Origin of the sequence: Pseudomonas sp. Larv2_ips (assembly GCF_963879675.1) — a bacterium.
Lineage (GTDB): Bacteria > Pseudomonadota > Gammaproteobacteria > Pseudomonadales > Pseudomonadaceae > Aquipseudomonas.
The window spans coordinates 420823-439168 of the sequence record NZ_CAWOAW010000014.1 but is presented as its reverse complement, the minus strand read 5'-3'; the positions used below and the strand labels follow the sequence as shown (position 1 = coordinate 439168).

Below are 18346 nucleotides of genomic sequence, written 5' to 3'. Positions count from 1 at the left end.
TGGGAGCGGGCTTGCTCGCGAATGCGGTGGGTCAGTCCATTTATCTTTAACTGATCCAGCGCATTCGCGAGCAAGCCCGCTCCCACCATTTTGACCGTGTTTCAAATCAGTCCTGGCGCGATTCCACGCCGAGTTCATCCCATACCGACTCGGCGAGATGGAAGGTCGCATTCGCCGCCGGAATCCCACAATAGATCGCGCTCTGCATCAGCACTTCCTTGATCTCGGCGCGGGTCACGCCGTTGCTGGCAGCGGCGCGCAGGTGCAGTTTCAATTCTTCACTGCGGTTCATGCCGATCAGCATGGCGATGGTGATCAGGCTGCGGGTGTGCCGCGGCAGGCCGGGGCGGGTCCAGATATCACCCCAGGCGTGGCGGGTGATCATTTCCTGGAACTCGCTGTTGAATTCGGTCAGGGCATTCAGGCTGCGGTCGACATGTGCGTCGCCCAACACTTCGCGGCGCACCTGCAGGCCGTCGGCGTAACGGTGTTTCTCGTCCACAAAAAAGCTCCTGGTTCAATTGGATCTCGGCTCGATCACCGGTGGCGGCGGCAAGCGCTCGTCACCCGGTTTATTCAGCCAGCAAGAACGTCAGCACCCGTTGACTGAAATCAGCCCCGGCCTGGACGTTGGACAGGTGGGCCGCATAGAACTCGGCGTACTCGGCGCCCTTCACGTGGTGCTGGATAAAGTGGCCACCGGCCGGCGGTGTCACCGCATCCTCGGTCCCGGCAATCACCAGGGTCGGCACTTTGATCGATGCCAACTGTTCGCGAAAATCCGCATCGCGCACGGCGGCGCAATTGGCGGCGTAACCCTCGGGCGACGTGGCAGCGAGCATGTCGGTAATCTGCCTGGCCTGGTGCGGGTTGGCGGCGGCGAAATCGGCGGTGAACCAGCGGGCGATAGACGCGTCACGCAGCGCCACCATGGCGGCCGGGCCATCGCGCAGAACCCTCTCGATACGTGGGTTCCACACATCCGGCGTGCCGATCTTGGCCGCGGTGTTACACACCACCAGCCGCTGCAAACGGTCTCCGGCATGGATGCCCAGCCATTGACCGATCAGGCCGCCCATGGACAGCCCGCAAAAATGCGCACGCTGGATCTGCAGCGCATCCAACAGCGCGATCACGTCGTGGCCCAGTTGCTCAATGCTGTACGGCCCCTTGGTAACCAAGGACTTGCCGTGGCCACGGGTGTCGAAACGCACCACGCGAAAATGCTCGGTGAAGGCCGGAATCTGGATGTCCCACATATGCAGGTCGGTGCCCAGGGAGTTGGACAGCACCAGCACCGGCGCGTCGAGCGGGCCGTCCAGTTGGTAATGCAGTTCGCCCTCGGCGAGTTGTACAAATGGCACAGCGGTCTCCTTACACGGTCAAGGCAAAATGATCGGTCACCGCGCGGGTGACCCACGTGTGCGCCTGGCCAAGGTAGTGGGCCGGGTCGAGCAGGCGGTCCAGTTCAGCGGCTGACAACTCGGCGGTAACCTGCGGTTCGTCCGCCAGCACTGCACGCAGATGGCGCCCGTCGGCAACGGCGCGTTTGCAGCATTGCTCCAACAGATGGTGCGCGGTTTCCCGGCCCAGGCGTTGGGCAAGCACGCTGCTGACGGCTTCGGCCAGCACCAGGCCCTGGGTCAACTCAAGATTGCGCGCCATGCGCTCAGGGTCGACCTCCAGCCCGTCGGCCACCAGCAGCGCCTGCTTCAGTGCGCCGGACACCAACCGGCAAATGTCCGGCAGGGTTTCCCATTCGGCATGCCACAGGCCAAGGCTGCGCTCGTGTTCCTGAGGCATGGCGCTCAACATCGTCGCCACCAGGCCCGGCACGCGGGTCGCGGTGCTGATGAGTACGGCGGCGCCCACCGGGTTGCGCTTGTGCGGCATGGTCGATGAACCACCTTTGCCGGGCGCCGAGGGCTCGAACACTTCCGCCGCTTCGGTCTGCATCAAGAGGCTGATATCACGCCCCATTTTGCCCAGGCTGCCGGCGATCAGGCCAAGCACACTGGCGAACTCCACCAGCCGGTCACGGTGGGTGTGCCAGGGTTGCTCGGGTAAATTCAATTGCAACTGCGCAGCCAAGGCTTCGGCCACCGGCATTGCCTGCTCACCCAGCGCCGCCAGCGTGCCGGACGCGCCGCCAAACTGCAGCACCAGCAGGCGCGGTTTGAGCTCGGCAAGACGCTGACGACTGCGCGTCACCGCCCCCAGCCAACCGGCGATTTTCATGCCCAGGGTCACCGGTGTCGCATGCTGCAACCAGGTGCGCCCGGCCAATGGCACGCGCGCATAACGCTGGGCCTGCACGGCAAGGGTCTCGCCCAATTGCGCCAGGTCAGTGTCGATCAACGCCAGCGCGCGCCGCAGTTGCAGGACCAGGCCGGTGTCCATCACATCCTGGCTGGTCGCGCCCAGATGCACATAACGTTCGGCGCCGGCGTCTTCACTGGCGACCAATGTGCCCAGCGCTTTCACCAACGGAATCGCCGAATTGCCCGCCGTGGCAATCGCCACGCCGAGTGCATCCACATCGTACAAAGACGCCAGGCACGCCTGGGCAATCGGCGCGACGGCGGCCTGGGGAATCAACCCGACCTGGGCCTCGGCGCGCGCCAGCGCGGCTTCGAAGTCCAGCATGCCCTGCAAACGCCCCTGGTCGCAGAACACGTCGGCCATGCTGTCAGCGCTGAAGTAGGCGTCGAACAGTTGATTGCTCGTGCGCAGTGTCATAACTCTTCCTTACAGATCGTGGTGCAGATACGCCGCCTGCTTGGGCAGGCGCAGGCTGAACAGGAAAGCAATCGCCATCATCACGGTGACGTACCAATAGAAGCCGTTCTCCATGCCCATGGATTTCAGGCCCAGCGCGACCACTTCAGCCGAGCCGCCGAAAATCGCGTTGGCCACCGCGTACGCCAGCCCCACACCCAATGCACGTACCTGGGGCGGGAACATTTCGGCTTTGACCAGGCCGCTGATGGAGGTATAGAAGCTGACAATCGCCAGGGCCAGGGTGATCAGCACAAAGGCCAGGAACGGGCTGCTGACGGTTTTCAGGGTCAGCAGGATCGGCACGGTGCACAGCGTGCCCAGGGCGCCGAACCACAGCATGGAATTGCGTCGGCCGATCTTGTCCGCCAGCATCCCGAACAGCGGCTGCATGCACATGTAGAGGAACAGCGCGCCGGTCATGATGTAACTGGCGGTCTTGGCATGCATCCCGGCCGTGTTCACCAGGTACTTCTGCATGTACGTGGTGAACGTGTAGAAAATCAGCGAGCCGCCGGCGGTGTAGCCCAGCACCGTGATAAAGGCCGCGGTGTGATTGCGCAGCAGCGCGGTGATGCTGCCGGCGTCCTTGTGTTCGCGCATTTCCTTGGTGGTGGTCTCTTTCAAGGTACGGCGCAGCAGCAAAGAGATGAGCGCCGCGACGGCACCGACCACAAACGGAATCCGCCAGCCCCAGGCGCGCAGTTCGTCTTCACTGAGAAATTGCTGCAGGATCACCACCACCAGTACCGCGAGCAATTGCCCGCCGATCAGGGTCACGTACTGGAACGAGGCAAAGAACCCGCGCTGGCCCTTGAGGGCCACCTCACTCATGTAGGTGGCGGTGGTGCCGTACTCGCCGCCCACCGATAAGCCTTGAAACAGGCGGGCCACCAACAACAGGATCGGCGCCCAGATGCCGATGTCTTTGTAGGTCGGCAAAAACGCGATAACCAGCGAGCCGGCGCACATCATCAGCACCGCGATCATCATCGAATTCTTGCGGCCGTGCTTGTCGGCCAGACTGCCGAACACCCAGCTGCCAATAGGGCGCATCAAGAAGCCGGCAGCGAACACACCGGCGGTGCTGAGCAGTTGTACGGTGGGGCTCTCCGACGGAAAAAATGCCGGGGCGAAATAGATGGCGCAGAAGGCATAAACGTAGAAGTCGAACCATTCGACAAGGTTGCCGGACGAGGCCCCGACAATTGCAAAAATCCGTTTGCTGCGTTCTTCTCCGGTGTAGTGAATCGTTTTTGTTGTCATGTTTTTTTCACTCAGTGGGAACGGTTATAGCCTAGACATACTTTGCAACAACCATGTTCCGCAAGCAGACTTTTGGATACTTGTCGCCAGCAAGGGCCTCATCGCGGGCAGGCCCGCTCCTCACATTTTGATTGGGGACACCTTCAAAAGTGGGAGCAGGCTTACCTGCGACAGGTTTCAGGCCACCTCAGTAATCGAAGAACACCGTTTCCTTGTCTGTGCCCTGCAAAATCACATTCCACTGATACACACCGCCCGCATCCGCCTTGGCAATCAGGGTGCCGCGACGCTCAGCCGGCACACACGCCAGCAACGGGTCTTCGCCATTCAACGCTTCACCGTCAAAATAAATCCGTGTCAGCAAGTGCTTCACCAGCCCACGCGCAAATACCAGCACCACCAGGTGCGGCGCCTGGGTCGTACCCGCAAGCCCCGGCACGCTGCCCGGCTTGATCGTGGTAAAGCGAAAGCGCCCTTGGGCATCCACCGGCACTCGGCCAAAGCCTTCGAAGTTGGGATCGACGGCTTTGGCCTGTTCATCTTCCGGGTGATCGTATTTGCCCGCAGCATTGGCCTGCCAGACTTCAAGCATGGCGTCGTTGACGACATCACCGTTGCCGTCCACCACTTGCCCACTGATCGCCACGCGTTCGCCAAGGGTGGCCGGCACGGTCAGGTCTTCGCGGTTCAGCCAGGTCAGGCCAATGTGGTAATACGGCCCGACGGTGTGGGACGTGGTCGCGTAAAGGCTCATCTCATTTCTCCATCGGCGTGGCGTCGCGGCCGCGCAGGACGATGTCCCAGCGGTAGCCGAGGGCATAGGAAGGAATGGTTTTCTCCAGGTCGAAGCTGGCGATCAAGCGCTGCTTGGCCGAGGTGTCCGGCACGCAGTTGTAGATCGGGTCGTATTCCAGCAGCGGGTCACCGGGGAAGTACATCTGCGTGACCAAGCGCGTCAGCACGCTGGGGCCAAACAGCGAAAAATGGATATGTGCCGGGCGCCACGCGTTGTGGTGGTTGCCCCACGGGTAGGCGCCGGGCTTGATGGTCTGGAACTGGTACCAGCCCTGCGCGTCAGTGACGGTGCGGCCGGTGCCGGTGAAGTTCGGGTCCAGTGGCGCGTCATGCAGGTCACGCTTGTGGTTGTAGCGACCGGCAGCGTTGGCTTGCCAGATCTCCACCAGAATGCCCGGCACCGGCAGGCCGTTTTCATCCAGCACGCGGCCATGAATGATGATGCGCTCGCCCTGAGGCTCGCCCTCGTGCTGGGCAGTCAGGTCGTTGTCCTTCTCATTGACGCGTTCGGCGCCGATGCTCGGGCCGGTGATCTCCGACAAGGAATGCGGCAGAAACACCAACGGCTGAGACGGCGAACGCAAGTTCGTCGACTGGTAGGCCGGGTGCAGATAATCGGGTTGAGTGCCCGCTTGCGGGCGCCGGTATCCGGGCTTGTCACTCATGGAGCCATCCTCTTTTATTAGACGCGTTCAATCGCCAGGGCCAAACCTTGGCCGACGCCCACACACATAGTGGCCAGGCCTCTGCGGCCGCCGGTTTTTTCCAATTGGTGCAACGCCGTCAACACCAACCGCGCGCCGCTCATGCCCAGCGGGTGGCCGAGGGCGATGGCGCCGCCGTTCGGGTTCACTTGCGGGGCGTCGTCGGCGATGCCCAACTCACGCAGCACTGCCAGGCCCTGGCTGGCGAAGGCTTCGTTGAGTTCGATGACATCAAAGTCGGTAACCGCCAGACCAAGGCGCTCCACCAGTTTGCGCACCGCCGGCACCGGGCCGATGCCCATCACGCGCGGTGCCACACCGGCACTGGCCATGCCCAACACACGGGCGCGGGCGGTGAGGCCATGTTTTTTCACGGCCTCGGCCGAGGCCAGAATCAGCGCCGCCGCACCGTCATTCACGCCCGAGGCGTTGCCGGCGGTGACGGTCTTGTCCGGGCCATTCACCGGTTTGAGTTTGGCCAGGGCTTCCAGGGTTGTGTCCCGTGGATGCTCATCCTGCTCGACCACGGTCTCGCCTTTTTTATGCGCGACGCGCACCGGCACGATTTCTTCGGCGAAAAACCCGGCGGCTTGCGCAGCGGCGGTACGTTGCTGGCTGCGCAGGGCAAAAGCGTCCTGGTCGGCGCGGGACACGTTGTAGTCGTCGGCGACGTTATCGGCGGTCTGCGGCATCGCGTCCACACCGTATTGGGCCTTCATCAACGGGTTGATAAAACGCCAGCCGATGGTGGTGTCTTCAAGCTTCATGTTGCGTGAAAACGCCGCATCAGCCTTGCCCATCACGAACGGTGCGCGGGACATCGACTCAACGCCGCCGGCAATCGCCAGCTCCATTTCGCCGCTGGCGATGGCACGGAATGCCGTGCCAATCGCGTCCATGCCCGAGGCGCACAAACGGTTGAGGGTCACGCCGGGAATGCTCTGCGGCAGGCCCGCCAACAGCAGGGCCATGCGCGCGACGTTGCGGTTGTCCTCGCCGGCCTGGTTGGCACAACCGAGGAACACTTCATCCACCGCCGCCCACTCCACCTGGGGGTTGCGCTCGATCAGGGCCTTGATCGGCAAGGCCGCCAGGTCATCGGCACGCACCGTGGACAAACCACCGCCAAAGCGGCCGATGGGCGTGCGAATGGCATCACAGATAAATACGTCACGCATCAGGCTTCTCCTGGCGCTTGGCCATGGGCGGCGGCAGTGCGGGCTTCGAGATCACGCAGAGCCTTGAGTTCGATGTCCGTCGGTGCGTCGGTGGTGCTTACTTGATCGGCAAACCGAATCGCCCAACCGGTGGCCGCGATCACTTGTTCGCGGGTGACGCCGGGGTGCAGCGCGGTGACCACAAATTCATGGCTGCCCTCTTCCGGCTCCATGATGCACAGGTCGGTAATAATCCCTACAGGGCCGGCGCCTGGCAGACCCAGGCGCTTGCGTGAGTCACCGCCTTCGCCATGGCCGACGGAGGTGATGAAGTCCAGCTTGTCGACAAACGAACGCGCCGACTGCTTGAGGATGATCAGCACGCTCTTGGCCGAGCCGGCAATCTCCGGCGCGCCACCGGCACCCGGCAGGCGCACTTTGGGCTGGTGATAGTCACCGACCACGGTGGTGTTGATATTGCCGAATCGGTCGACCTGGGCCGCGCCGAGAAAACCGACGTCGATGCGCCCGCCTTGCAGCCAGTAGCGGAAAATCTCGCCGGTCGGCACCACGGTGTCAGCGGTTTCTGCCAGTTCGCCGTCGCCGATGGACAGCGGCAAGACGCTGGGCTTGGCGCCAATCGGGCCCGATTCGTAGATCAGCACCACGTCGGGTGATGAGGTCAGGCGCGCCAGGTTGGCAGCCTTGGAAGGCAAGCCGATGCCGACGAAGCACACCGAGCCGTTCTTGAGGCGACGCGCGGCGGCGACGGTCATCATTTCATTGGTGGAGTAAGCCATCACTTGGCCTCCTGCGCGGTGGCCAGCTTGGCCTGGAATTCACGGAAGTCGGCAGTGCCGTGGATGTATTCGTCGATCCAGGCGGTAAATGTCCCACGATCACGAGCGATCGGGTCCCACGCCTGATAGAAGCGGTTATCACGCTCGTTGTAGCCGTGGGCGTAGGACGGATGCGCGCCACCGGGTACATGACACACCGCCGTCAACGCCCAGGTCGGCAGCACGCAGCTGTTCATCGGCGCATTCAGGTCGTCAACGATCTCTTCGACGGTGACGATGCAGCGCTTGGCCGCCAGGGCCGCTTCTTTCTGCACACCGAGAATGCCCCAGAGCAACACGTTGCCCTTGCGGTCAGCCTTCTGTGCATGGATCACGGTGACGTCCGGGCGAACCGACGGCACCGCCGCCAGCACTTCGCCGGTGAACGGGCAGGTCACGGTTTTGATCAGCGGGTTGACCTTGGGCAAGTCAGAACCGGCGTAGGCGCGCAGCACCGCAAACGACAGGCCGGATGCACCGGCGACGTAGGCATTGGCCAGGTCGGCGTGGCTGTGTTCTTCGATCTCCAGCGGTTGCGGCCATTGCTTCTCGACCGCGTCGCGCAGGCGATGCAGGGAGCCTACGCCGGGGTTGCCGCCCCAGGAGAAAATCAACTTGCGGGCGCAGCCGGCCCCGATCAACTGGTCGTAGATCAAGTCAGGCGTCATACGCACCAGCGTCAGGTCTTTCTTGCCCTGACGAATGATTTCATGACCCGCCGCCGTAGGGATCAGGTGGGTGAAGCCTTCCAGCGCGACGGTGTCGCCGTCATTCACGAAGTGCTTCACCGCGTCGCGCAGCGCAAGGATTTCAGCCATGGGGTTGGGGCTCCCGGTGTTGATCGAAAAAGGCGCTGAGGTGGCGCCCAAGTGCCTGAACATTAAGCCGGGGAAAGGGGTCGAACAATCCGATAATCGACTCAGTGTTCGATTATCGAACGGATTGTTGCCTAGCTAATCTTTGTACGAAACACTGAAACTCAACTGGGCTTAGTCCATGTGGGAGCTGGCTTGCCTGCGATGCAAACGACTCGGTTCGGCAGGTGAACTGAGTTGATGCAATCGCAGGCAAGCCAGCTCCCACAGAGGCGCCGGCAGCCACAAGATCGGGTAAAGCCTCAGGTCGCGTCCGCATGGCTGACCATGCCCTTGATCAGCACGGCCGCCGTGGCCAGTGCCGCCGGAATCACCAGCGCCGTCAGCACCTGCTCGAAGTTCCAGCCCAACCCCAGCAACGTTGCGCCCATCCACGCACCGAGGATCGCGCCAAAGCGGCCGATGCCGAGCATCCACGACACGCCGGTAGCGCGGCCTTGGGTCGGGTAGAAGCGTGCGGCCAGTGACGGCATCGCCGATTGCGCACCGTTGACGCACATCCCGGCAACCAGCACCAAGGTAGCCAGCAACGTGATATTGCCCAGGCTCTGCCCCACCGCGTAGGCGAACACCCCGGCCAGCAGATAGAAAGTGCCGATGACCTTGTGCGGATTGAACCGGTCCATCGCCCAGCCCACGCCGACCGCACTCAACACGCCACCAAACTGGAAGAGCGCGCCGATAAACGCAGCCTGTTCCATGCTGGCGCCGCTGTCGCGCATCAGGGTCGGCAACCAACTGGTCAGCAGGTACACGATCACCAGGCCCATAAAGTAGGTGAGCCACAGCAACAAGGTGCCGGCGCTGTAAGTGCCGGAGAAAATTACCGCGAACACGTTGCGCGCCTTGACGGTTTTTTGCTCGGGCACGCTGAAGCTGGTGGCGCGGGCGACGAGGTTGGGCTCGATGGGTGACAAGGTTTTGCGCACCTTGTCGGTGCCACGATTGCGCACCACGAGGTAGCGCGCCGATTCCGGCAACCACACCAACAGCACCACCGCCAGGATCAACGGCAGGATGCCGCCAATCATCAGCAAGCTGTGCCAGCCGAACGCTGGAATCAGCTTGGCCGAGATAAATCCGCCACCGGCCATGCCCAGGTTGAACCCACAGAACATGCTGGTGACCAGCAACGACTTGTGACGCTCGGGCGTGTACTCGGAGAGCAGCGTGGTGGCATTCGGCATCCCCGCGCCCAGGCCCAGCCCGGTGAGGAAACGCAACACCAGCAACTGGTCGACGTGAGTGCTGTAGGCCGAGGCCAGGCTGAACGCGCCAAACACCAGCACCGCACTCACCAGCACCACTTTGCGCCCGAAGCGGTCGGCCAACGGGCCGGAGCCCAGCGCGCCGAACACCATGCCGATCAATGCGGCGCTCATCACCGGGCCGAGGCTGGCGCGGTCGATGCCCCAGTCCTGCGAAAGGGCGGGCGCGATAAAGCCCATGGCGGCGGTGTCGAGCCCGTCGAGGAAGACAATCAGGAAACACAGGATCACCACGCGCCATTGGTAGCGTGACAACGGCTGGGCATTGATAAAGGACTGCACGTCCAGGTTAGTACCGACAGAGGGCTGATTCATTATTGTTATTTCCACACCGATGGGCGGGCGAACGACCTGAGGTCGTCATTATTATTGGGGCGGCGCTGATAGCGCTGCCGCACATTAATAAGCCAGGGGAAACACCGTCAATTGATCAAGCCGGGATCTGTGCGGTCATCGAACACTTAGGCAAACAGTTGCGCACTCAGCTCGCGGCTCGCGCTGAGCATGCTCGGCAGGAAACGCTGCTCCAGCTCGCTGCGGCTGACGCGACCGGCGTGAGTACTCACGTTGAGTGCGGCCAGCACTTGGCCGGACGCGTCGTACACCGGCACGGCGATGGAACGCAGGCCCTGCTCCAACTCCTGATCGACAATGCACCAGCCCTGCTGGCGTACTTGCTGCAGGCATTCGAACAACGCGTCGGCGGTGGTCAGGGTGCGGCTGGTCTTGGTTTGCAGGTCGGCGTGGTCGAGGTAGTCCTGCAGCGAGGCATCGTCGAGTGCCGCGAGCAGAATGCGGCCCATGGACGTGCAGTACGCCGGCAAGCGCCCGCCCACCGACAAATCCACGGAAATCAGGCGCTGGGTGGTGGCTGACCGGGCGATATAGAGGATGTCGTCGCCCTCCAGCGTCGCCATGTTGCAGGCTTCATGCAGTTGCTCGCTCATGCGATCAAGATAAGGCTGGGCCGACACCGCCAGTGGTGTAGAAGATAAATAGGCGTGCCCAAGGGTCAGGACTTTGGGCAACAGTGAATAGGTCCGCCCGTCGGTGGTGGCGTAGCCGAGCTTGATCAACGTGTGCAGGCAACGACGCACCGCGGCGCGGGGGATTTCAGTGCGGTGGCTGATCTGGGCGATGGTCAGGTGGCGCTTGCGCTCCTGGAAGGCCTGCACCACGGCCAGGCCACGGGCCAGGGAAGTCATGAAGTCCGGATCACCGGTAAACGCCTGGATGCGCTTGGCCGGGGACGCCACGATCGGCGGCGCCACTGACGCGAAGGAGTTGCGCAATTGATCGTTCATTTCAGGGTCCTTTCTCTTGTTTTCAACCGCTGGGAGGGTTGGCCGCTATTACAAGCCGCGCTGGCCAGAATGCACAAGGCGGGGCCAGCAACTTTGGGCGATTATCGGACGATCATGCGATTATCGCAATTTGCTGGTCCCGCAATGGCGCTCAACGAACGAGCACACTTAACGGATGCGCCGAAGGGATCGCTCACGTTTGAGCAGCCATCCGACATTTATAAAAGTGCAGAACCTCGACCCGGTTTTTTTCGAAAAGTCTGACACCTGTATGTAACAAAACCCTCACGCAACGTTGACGCTTTTTAACTTCACGCCGATAGTGTTATTCAAATACGCCGCTATAATGCAACCTGTGCAGAGGTCGGCCCGGTAACAATAATCGGGATTGGAGCTCGCCAGGCTTTGCAGCGTTCCAGCATCGCCGGTCACACGTATCCGCTTAAACGTTTTGCCCCTGGTGCCTTCTTTCAAACTTGAACAGTTCGCCTGTTCAACTTGAAACAGCCCGAGGACGACTTTCAAGCGTGGCGCTGCACATTCAATACACTCAACTCAATTAGGTAACACTGTGACGAAAGACGAACTGCGCGCGGAACTTGAGCGCCAGGAGCAACGTTACAAGGACGTTTACGGCGGGGAAATCACCACCTACGCCGCCCAGCCTGAGCCCGAGCGCAAGCCCTGGCGCAAACGAGCCAGTTTGCTCGATCAGGCATTTGCCCAGGAAATCCAAAAGATTGAACAGGAACTCAAAACCGAAGAGCCATAAGCGCTTCGATTTGAGCTTCAAGGTTTTGCCACCGCCGCTGGCGCATTGCCAGCGGCGGGCAACCTGATTTAATCAGGCTCCTACAGCCTTGAACGAAATTTCGTACAAATGTTTCAAATGTGACAATTCGGTCAAAAAAACCCGCATTTTCGACCCCGCGCTTTATAAATCAAAGACTTGCCAAAGCCCCGAAAACCCTGGGATGCGCACCCCTGCCCGGTTTTTTTTCAATGAAGATTGTTACCGATGAGCAGCTAGTGCATCGATTACTGAGGTTTTCTGGCATAATCGCGCCCCCTTACGACCGGGTCAGAAAACCTTCATGATCGATTTATTCAGCGGACTGGATGCGTGGGTTCTAGTGAGCCTGTTGCTCGCCCTGGCCTTTGTCCTCGCCTTCGAGTTCATCAATGGCTTTCATGACACCGCTAACGCGGTGGCCACTGTCATCTATACCAAAGCCATGCCGCCGCACCTGGCCGTGTTCTTCTCCGGGGTGTTCAACTTCCTCGGCGTGTTGCTCGGTGGTGTCGGTGTCGCGTACGCCATCGTGCATTTGCTGCCGGTGGAGTTGCTGATCAATGTGAACACCGGCCATGGTCTGGCTATGGTCTTCTCTTTGCTCGCAGCGGCGATCACCTGGAACCTGGGCACCTGGTACTTCGGTATCCCGGCCTCCAGTTCCCACACCCTGATCGGCTCGATCCTGGGTGTCGGCCTGGCCAATGCCCTGATCAACGATATTCCGCTGGCTGACGGTGTGAACTGGCAGAAAGCGATCGATATCGGCGCATCGCTGGTGTTCTCGCCGATGGCCGGTTTCCTGGTCGCAGCCCTGGTGCTGCTTGGCCTGAAATGGTGGCGCCCGCTGTCGAAGATGCACAAGACCCCGGACCAGCGCCGCAAGCTCGACGACAAGAAACACCCGCCGTTCTGGAACCGCCTGGTGCTGGTAATTTCCGCGATGGCCGTGAGCTTTGTGCACGGCTCCAACGATGGTCAGAAAGGTATCGGCCTGATCATGCTGGTGCTGATCGGTATCGTGCCGGCGCAGTTCGTACTCGACCTGGGCAGCACCACCTACCAGATCGAGCGCACCCGTGACGCCACCGTGCACTTGAGCCAGTTCTACCAGCGTAACAACGCCACCCTCGGCGAGTTCCTGGCACTGGGCAAAAGCGTGAAGGATGACCTGCCGGGCAAGTTCCAGTGCAACCCGCAGCAGACCGAGCCCACCATCAGCGCGCTGATGGAGACTTTGAAAGGTGTCTCGGACTACCACTCGCTGACCTCCGAGCACCGTATCGAAGTGCGCCGCTACCTGCTGTGCCTGGACGACACCGCGAAGAAAGTCGGCAAGCTGCCGGGCCTGGATGCGCGTAAGAAGTCCGACCTGGACAAGCTGCGTAAAGACCTGACTGCCACGACCGAGTACGCGCCGTTCTGGGTGATCCTGGCGGTGGCATTGGCGTTGGGCCTGGGCACGATGGTGGGTTGGAAGCGTGTGGTGCTGACCATCGGCGAGAAGATCGGCAAGCAGGGCATGACGTATGCCCAGGGCATGTCGGCGCAGATCACCACGGCGAGCATGATTGGCCTGGCCAACATCTTTAGCCTGCCGGTTTCGACTACCCATGTGCTGTCGTCCGGTGTTGCCGGGACCATGGTTGCCAATAAAAGCGGCCTGCAGGGTGGTACGGTGAAGACCATTCTGATGGCTTGGGTGTTGACCTTGCCAGCGACGGTGGGCTTGTCGGCCGGGTTGTTCTGGTTGGCGTCCAAGGCGTTGGGTAGTTGATAGGCTACTAGGCTGCGGCTGATAAAGAAGGCGCGATCTCTGATGGGGGTCGCGCCTTTTTTTTGGGCTGCGGGTTAGTGTGAATATCCGTTGTTTGGGTGATGGCTGCTTTGGGTTCCGCCCTTACGGCGGGTCACTTTGGAAAAGCCCCAAAGTAACCAAAGGGCTCTTGCCCCACCACTCGGCCCCTCGCCTAGGCTCGGTGTGCCCTCACTCCGGTACTACGGAGCGGGCCGCCGCGACGGGGCGTCCCTGCCCCGTCGCGGCTAAACCGGCGTCCTGCCGGTTTAGCCGCTCCGTACTACCTGCGTTCGGCCAGCGTGGTTTAACGGGGCGCCCAAGATCAAAGTCAAAAGCAGATCAAGATCAACAGCAGAGCACGCCGGCCTGGTAGCCGACCTGATCTTGGAAGCTGAACTCAATCAAAGGTGGGAGCTGGCTTGCCTGCGATGGCATCTACTGGGTGTGCCTGATAGACCGAGGTGCCTGCATCGCAGGCAAGCCAGCTCCCACAGAAAAGCCAAGCAGTGCGGTGGTGGCGGTCTGTACTCGGTCAAACTGTGGGAGCGGGCTTGCTCGCGAAGGCGGTGTGTCAGTTACACATGAGCTAACTGACCCACCGCCTTCGCGAGCAAGCCCGCTCCCACATTTGGATCTCTGTGTATCAGGTTGATGTGGTGTTGATCTGCTGTTGCTGTGCTTTTGCTTCAACCACTAAGGTCGGCTACCAGGCCGCCGTGCTCTGCTGTTGATCTTGATCTGCTTTTGACTTTGATCTTAGGCGCCCCGTTAAACCACGCTGGCCGAACGCAGGCTTGAATCCGTGGGTAACCCGGCAGGACGCCGGGTTAGCCGTGTTGGGCCATGGATGGCCCGTCACGGCGGCCCACGGATTCAAGCCGGAGTGAGGGCACACCGAGCCTAGGCGAGGTGCCGAGTGGTGGGGCAAGAGCCCTTTGGTTACTTTGGGGCTTTTCCAAAGTGACCCGCTGTAAGAGCGGAACCCCCAGCCGCCGTTACCGCAGCAACGGACATACCCCCTAAAACCGCGGCCAAAAAAAAGGGCGACCGAAGTCGCCCAAAATGCCTTGCGTGCTCATATAACCCAGAAGAACTTACGGTTCTTTACGCTTATTAGCGTCCTTCCAGATAAAAATTCCAAACCCTACAAAAAACAACACCATGAGGCTGACAGTCAACACTCCGGCAAACACTACATTATCGAAAAACATGACCGGCCTCCTGCTCGTGCCCTGTTGCGATAGGGCTAAGTTAAGGGAGAAGGCGGATTGGAAAATTGACGAGGATCAACGTCGCCCGCAACGGGGCGTAAAGAAGGGCAATAACTGACCTGCATCAACAGATGCAGGTTGTTTCAACGCTTTTTCGGTTTGTTCTTCGGCTTTTTCTTAACTTTGCCCAGTGGCATCGCTTGCTCAAACGCCTGGCGCACTTCATTCAGGCGCTTGTCATTAAGGTCATGCACGCGTTTGGCGCGTTCGGCATTCAGGTCAATCAGCTTGTCGTCATCACTCATGGCTTGGCTTACGTTGTGGCGGGAATGGCCCAATAATGCGGCCTCCCCCGCCCAACGGCAAATCAGCGGGCGACAAAATGCAGGGCATCGCCCAAAATCGACCCTTCCCACTCGACTCAGGAGGCGCACTCAGGTGGCACTGCACAAGGACCTTCCGCCGCTGCTGGCCCTGCGCGCCTTCGAGGCCGTCGCGCGGCACTTGAGTTTTATCAAGGCGGCGAACGAGCTGTCGGTCACCCAAAGTGCCCTGAGCCACCAGGTGCACAAACTCGAACAGCATCTGGGCAAACCGCTGTTTATCCGCCGCACCCGCGCGATAGACCTGACCGCCGACGGCCAACGTTACTACGCCGACATCCGCCCCGCCCTCGACACCCTCGCCGCCGCCACGCGCGCCCAAAAAACCACGTCCGCTACCACCGTGCTACGCGTCGGCCTGCTGGCATCCTTCGCCACCCTGTGGCTGGCCCCACGCCTGGCCGGCTTTCTCAACCGTTACCCGCATATCCAGGTCGAGTTGCTGCCGGCGATTCAATTGGCCAACGTCGCCGCGGCCGAGGTGGATCTGGCCATCCGCTATGGCAAAGGCGATTGGCCGGACGTACACGCCACCCGCCTGATGCCCGAAGTGATCTCGCCGGTGTGCAGCCCGGCCTTCAAGGCCGGCCAACTGCACAATGGCGCGTTATTGATGGCCACCTCGCACCGTCCCTTCGAATGGACGGACTGGTGCGCGCATTATCACGTCGACCTCGAGCACCACCCCCGCGTGATGCTGCACGACTACAACATCGTGGTCGAAGCCGCCGTGGCCGGCCAGGGCATCGCCATGGGCCGGCACCGTCTGATCGAGCGCAAGCTGCAGGAGGGCAGCCTGGTGGAAGCCTTCGACCGGCCGCCCTATCACAGCGAAATCGGCTACTGGCTGATCGCGCCCAAAGGCCCCGCCAGCGACGCGGCCGAATGCTTCAGCCAGTGGTTGAGGGACGCCTGCCGCAACGCGTGAATTTTTTCGATACGTCAGGTGAGTTCTATCCGTTTGTCGCCCGACGGCTCAGCCCACATGCTGAAACCTTACTCCCCCTAGAGGATTCAACATGCGCGACTCCCTTCGCCAACGCGTGCAAGCCCTTGGCCTGACGCTGCCAACGCCCAGCCAGCCGGCGGCCAACTACATCAACCATGTGATCAGCCAGAACCAGCTGTTTATCTCTGGGCAAATTCCCATGATCGATGGCAAACCGGCCTACATCGGCCGGTTAGGCGAAACCCTCAGCGATGAAGAAGGCGCCCAGGCGGCAGAGTTGGCGGCGCTGGGCCTATTGGGGCAATTGAGCGATGCCGTCGGTGATGATCTGTCGCGTGTGGTGCGCATTCTGCGCCTGGGTGTGTTCATTGCCAGCAGCGGCGATTTCCAGCGCCAAAGCGTGGTCGCCAATGGCGCATCGAACCTGGTGGTCAACGCCCTGGGTGACAAAGGCCGGCATGTGCGGACTGCCGTCGGTGTGTCCAGCCTGCCGGCCGGCGTGGCGGTGGAGGTTGATGCGATTTTCGAGTTGCAGCCGTGAGCCCGCTCGAAGTCCAGCAGCTGCGCGACTCAACGCCCGGCTGCCAGTCGGGCATCGTGCACTTTAATCACGCGGGTGCCTCACTGCCCAGCCAGGCCACACTGGACGCAATCATCGACCAGTTGCAACGCGAAGCCCGCAACGGCCCGATGGAGGCCGGCGAGCAGGGTGCCGTGCTGGTAGAAAAGGCCCGCCGTGCGGCCGCGCAACTGCTCAATGCACCGACCTCGTCGATCGCATTCGCCAGCAGCGGCTCAAGCGCCTGGAGCATGGCCTTCCAGGCCTTGGGCCCATGGCAACCTGGCGAGCGCATTCTGGTCGGTCGCCACGAATGGGGCGGCAACCTGGCGAGCATGCAACAGGCGGTGCAAGCCGGCGCACGGATAGAAGTCATTCCCTGCGATGAAACCGGCGCAGTCTGCCCGGTGGCGCTGGAGTCGATGATTGATGCCAGGGTCAAGCTGATCGACTTGACCTGGCTGCCGGCCAACGGCGGCGTGATCAACCCTGCCCAGGCGATCGGCGTAGTGGCCAGGCGCCACGCCATTGCCTATTTCATCGACGCCGGCCAAGCGGTCGGCCAACTGCCGGTGGATGTGCAGGCGCTGCACTGCGATGTGCTCAAGTCGGCCGGCCGCAAACACTTGCGTGGGCCACGCGGCACGGCGTTACTGTATGTGCGACCGGATTTCCTCTCGCAGCTCAATCCCGCCCAGCGCGATGTGTTTTCCGCACCCTGGACCGCCGAAGGCTTCGACCTGCGCGATGACGCCCGGCGCTTTGAAACCAGCGAGGTGTCTTTTGCCTTGTTGGCTGGCTTGGGCAATGCGTTGCAGGAGGCGAATCGACTGGGCGTGGAGCACACGTGGGAAAGGGTCTTACAACTCAGTGAGCGAATCCGTGAAGCATTGCGTCAGCTGCCGGGGGTTTCCCTTCACGACCTGGGCACGGCGCATTCAGGACTGATCGCCTTCAACCTCGCAGGCTGGGACGCCTTCGAACTCAAACGACGCCTGGGGCTGAAGCGAATCAACATCGGCGCAAATGGCGTAGGCTACACGCCGCTGGACATGCAGGCGCGAGGGCTGACGAGCGTTGCGCGCGTGTCGGTCAGCCCGCTCAACACCGAACACGACATTGAACTGCTGATCAGCGCGCTACGCGAATTGCGTGACTAAACCTCGACGTCCACCCACAGGCCCTGGCGCGGCGCATCTTCGATCAGCGGCACCACCGGCACGGTGTTGTCGGCGTTAAGCACATCGCCGGGGATCGCCAGGTGTACTTCGGGGTCTTCATCGGCTTCGCGCCGGCGCTTCTGCTGTTCCTGCTGGCGGCGCTGTTCCTCGCGCAGCAGCAAGGTTGACTGCTCGGCATCGCCCTTTTTCAGGTCGATCGTGCTTTCGTTGGAGCCCGCTTGCACTGGCACCACGGGCGGGATATCCGGCTTCTGACGCACCGGGTCAAGTTGTGACGTGACCGGCACAACGCTGACGGGCAGCATGGGTGGCAGCATAATAATTATTCTCCTGATCAACAGGCTGTCGGCGGGTTGCAGGGCGACTTGAGCTCAAGCTCGCCAAGCTGTGACCCAGTCGACACTCGCAAGTGCCCGCCACCCGTCGATCCAGCTTTCGAACCCGCGCGTTAACGGAGTAGTTTTTGTCAGAGTCCTTTGGCTGAGG

The 18346-nt window shown here is 61.5% G+C and carries 21 protein-coding genes; 6 read left to right on the top strand and 15 right to left on the bottom strand.

Features of this window, described 5'->3' with window-relative positions:
• Window positions 1-106 precede the first annotated feature (106 nt).
• The 11 genes from pcaC to pcaR all read right to left on the bottom strand — a co-directional run bounded on the left by pcaC (window position 107) and on the right by pcaR (window position 10986).
• Complete coding sequence (gene pcaC, locus AACV02_RS08400; RefSeq protein ID WP_106577081.1) at window positions 107-502, bottom strand: 4-carboxymuconolactone decarboxylase; 396 nt, start codon at window positions 500-502, stop codon at window positions 107-109.
• Between the two features lie 70 nt (window positions 503-572).
• Window positions 573-1364 (bottom strand): 3-oxoadipate enol-lactonase, encoded by a 792-nt coding sequence (gene pcaD / locus AACV02_RS08395; RefSeq protein WP_119738856.1) that lies wholly within the window; start codon window positions 1362-1364, stop codon window positions 573-575.
• A 10-nt stretch (window positions 1365-1374) separates the two neighbouring features.
• Window positions 1375-2739, bottom strand: coding sequence for a 3-carboxy-cis,cis-muconate cycloisomerase (locus AACV02_RS08390; RefSeq protein WP_106577083.1), 1365 nt, complete (start codon window positions 2737-2739; stop codon window positions 1375-1377).
• A 9-nt stretch (window positions 2740-2748) separates the two neighbouring features.
• Complete coding sequence (locus AACV02_RS08385; protein ID WP_119738854.1) at window positions 2749-4044, bottom strand: MFS family transporter; 1296 nt, start codon at window positions 4042-4044, stop codon at window positions 2749-2751.
• 187 nt (window positions 4045-4231) lie between these two features.
• Window positions 4232-4798: a protocatechuate 3,4-dioxygenase subunit alpha gene (pcaG, locus tag AACV02_RS08380; RefSeq protein WP_119738852.1), complete on the bottom strand. Its 567-nt coding sequence runs from the start codon at window positions 4796-4798 to the stop codon at window positions 4232-4234.
• Window position 4799: 1 nt separating this feature from the next.
• Window positions 4800-5504 (bottom strand): protocatechuate 3,4-dioxygenase subunit beta, encoded by a 705-nt coding sequence (pcaH, locus tag AACV02_RS08375; RefSeq protein WP_119738850.1) that lies wholly within the window; start codon window positions 5502-5504, stop codon window positions 4800-4802.
• A gap of 17 nt (window positions 5505-5521) precedes the next feature.
• Window positions 5522-6724, bottom strand: coding sequence for a 3-oxoadipyl-CoA thiolase (gene pcaF, locus AACV02_RS08370; protein WP_177410082.1), 1203 nt, complete (start codon window positions 6722-6724; stop codon window positions 5522-5524).
• Window positions 6721-7503 (bottom strand): CoA-transferase subunit beta, encoded by a 783-nt coding sequence (locus AACV02_RS08365; protein WP_177410079.1) that lies wholly within the window; start codon window positions 7501-7503, stop codon window positions 6721-6723. Before AACV02_RS08365 ends, pcaF begins: the two co-directional genes overlap by 4 nt.
• Window positions 7500-8357, bottom strand: a complete 858-nt coding sequence (locus AACV02_RS08360; protein WP_119738848.1) for a CoA transferase subunit A — start codon at window positions 8355-8357, stop codon at window positions 7500-7502. The genes AACV02_RS08365 and AACV02_RS08360 overlap by 4 nt, the downstream gene beginning before the upstream one ends.
• A 299-nt stretch (window positions 8358-8656) precedes the next feature.
• Entirely contained in the window at window positions 8657-9997 is a 1341-nt protein-coding gene (locus tag AACV02_RS08355) for an MFS transporter (protein ID WP_119738845.1), read from the bottom strand.
• A gap of 146 nt (window positions 9998-10143) precedes the next feature.
• Window positions 10144-10986: a pca regulon transcriptional regulator PcaR gene (gene pcaR, locus AACV02_RS08350; RefSeq protein WP_106577091.1), complete on the bottom strand. Its 843-nt coding sequence runs from the start codon at window positions 10984-10986 to the stop codon at window positions 10144-10146.
• Between pcaR and AACV02_RS08345 the strand changes: the two genes are divergently transcribed.
• Window positions 10975-11250, top strand: a complete 276-nt coding sequence (locus AACV02_RS08345; RefSeq protein WP_157986821.1) for a hypothetical protein — start codon at window positions 10975-10977, stop codon at window positions 11248-11250. The genes pcaR and AACV02_RS08345 overlap by 12 nt on opposite strands.
• A 21-nt stretch (window positions 11251-11271) precedes the next feature.
• Here AACV02_RS08345 and AACV02_RS08340 read toward each other — a convergent pair whose 3' ends face one another.
• Window positions 11272-11511 carry a hypothetical protein gene (locus tag AACV02_RS08340; RefSeq protein WP_124416644.1) on the bottom strand — a complete coding sequence of 80 codons (240 nt, stop codon included), beginning with the start codon at window positions 11509-11511 and terminating at the stop codon, window positions 11272-11274.
• A 46-nt stretch (window positions 11512-11557) separates the two neighbouring features.
• Here AACV02_RS08340 and AACV02_RS08335 point away from each other — a divergent pair, with 46 nt between their 5' ends.
• Window positions 11558-11758, top strand: a complete 201-nt coding sequence (locus tag AACV02_RS08335; protein WP_057701255.1) for a hypothetical protein — start codon at window positions 11558-11560, stop codon at window positions 11756-11758.
• 322 nt (window positions 11759-12080) lie between these two features.
• Window positions 12081-13556, top strand: coding sequence for an inorganic phosphate transporter (locus AACV02_RS08330; RefSeq protein ID WP_106577092.1), 1476 nt, complete (start codon window positions 12081-12083; stop codon window positions 13554-13556).
• 1115 nt (window positions 13557-14671) lie between these two features.
• On the opposite strand, the gene ccoM is transcribed toward AACV02_RS08330, so the two are convergent.
• Window positions 14672-14788, bottom strand: a complete 117-nt coding sequence (gene ccoM, locus AACV02_RS08325) for a cytochrome c oxidase subunit CcoM (RefSeq protein WP_017137226.1) — start codon at window positions 14786-14788, stop codon at window positions 14672-14674.
• A gap of 143 nt (window positions 14789-14931) precedes the next feature.
• Window positions 14932-15093, bottom strand: coding sequence for a hypothetical protein (locus tag AACV02_RS08320; protein ID WP_017844811.1), 162 nt, complete (start codon window positions 15091-15093; stop codon window positions 14932-14934).
• Window positions 15094-15226: 133 nt separating this feature from the next.
• Here AACV02_RS08320 and AACV02_RS08315 point away from each other — a divergent pair, with 133 nt between their 5' ends.
• From AACV02_RS08315 to AACV02_RS08305, 3 genes are all read left to right on the top strand, one after another.
• On the top strand, window positions 15227-16099 hold the full coding sequence (locus AACV02_RS08315) for a LysR substrate-binding domain-containing protein (RefSeq protein ID WP_119738843.1): 873 nt from the start codon (window positions 15227-15229) through the stop codon (window positions 16097-16099).
• 91 nt (window positions 16100-16190) lie between these two features.
• Complete coding sequence (locus tag AACV02_RS08310) at window positions 16191-16661, top strand: RidA family protein (RefSeq protein WP_119738841.1); 471 nt, start codon at window positions 16191-16193, stop codon at window positions 16659-16661.
• Entirely contained in the window at window positions 16658-17839 is a 1182-nt protein-coding gene (locus AACV02_RS08305; RefSeq protein WP_119738839.1) for an aminotransferase class V-fold PLP-dependent enzyme, read from the top strand. Before AACV02_RS08310 ends, AACV02_RS08305 begins: the two co-directional genes overlap by 4 nt.
• Here the strand turns inward: AACV02_RS08305 and AACV02_RS08300 are convergent.
• Entirely contained in the window at window positions 17836-18177 is a 342-nt protein-coding gene (locus tag AACV02_RS08300) for an aspartate-semialdehyde dehydrogenase (RefSeq protein WP_106577096.1), read from the bottom strand. The two genes, AACV02_RS08305 and AACV02_RS08300, sit on opposite strands and share 4 nt — an antisense overlap.
• Between the last annotated feature and the right edge of the window lie 169 nt (window positions 18178-18346).

What these genes read in the sequence shown, in the direction of transcription:
- AACV02_RS08390 (WP_106577083.1), bottom strand. Translation starts at nt 2,739, where the DNA reads ATGACACTGCGCACGAGCAATCAACTGTTCGACGCCTACTTCAGCGCT.
- AACV02_RS08385 (WP_119738854.1), bottom strand. Translation starts at nt 4,044, where the DNA reads ATGACAACAAAAACGATTCACTACACCGGAGAAGAACGCAGCAAACGG.
- pcaG (WP_119738852.1), bottom strand. Translation starts at nt 4,798, where the DNA reads ATGAGCCTTTACGCGACCACGTCCCACACCGTCGGGCCGTATTACCAC.
- pcaH (WP_119738850.1), bottom strand. Translation starts at nt 5,504, where the DNA reads ATGAGTGACAAGCCCGGATACCGGCGCCCGCAAGCGGGCACTCAACCC.
- AACV02_RS08360 (WP_119738848.1), bottom strand. Translation starts at nt 8,357, where the DNA reads ATGGCTGAAATCCTTGCGCTGCGCGACGCGGTGAAGCACTTCGTGAAT.
- AACV02_RS08355 (WP_119738845.1), bottom strand. Translation starts at nt 9,997, where the DNA reads ATGAATCAGCCCTCTGTCGGTACTAACCTGGACGTGCAGTCCTTTATC.
- pcaR (WP_106577091.1), bottom strand. Translation starts at nt 10,986, where the DNA reads ATGAACGATCAATTGCGCAACTCCTTCGCGTCAGTGGCGCCGCCGATC.
- AACV02_RS08330 (WP_106577092.1), top strand. Translation starts at nt 12,081, where the DNA reads ATGATCGATTTATTCAGCGGACTGGATGCGTGGGTTCTAGTGAGCCTG.
- ccoM (WP_017137226.1), bottom strand. Translation starts at nt 14,788, where the DNA reads ATGTTTTTCGATAATGTAGTGTTTGCCGGAGTGTTGACTGTCAGCCTC.
- AACV02_RS08320 (WP_017844811.1), bottom strand. Translation starts at nt 15,093, where the DNA reads ATGAGTGATGACGACAAGCTGATTGACCTGAATGCCGAACGCGCCAAA.
- AACV02_RS08310 (WP_119738841.1), top strand. Translation starts at nt 16,191, where the DNA reads ATGCGCGACTCCCTTCGCCAACGCGTGCAAGCCCTTGGCCTGACGCTG.
- AACV02_RS08300 (WP_106577096.1), bottom strand. Translation starts at nt 18,177, where the DNA reads ATGCTGCCACCCATGCTGCCCGTCAGCGTTGTGCCGGTCACGTCACAA.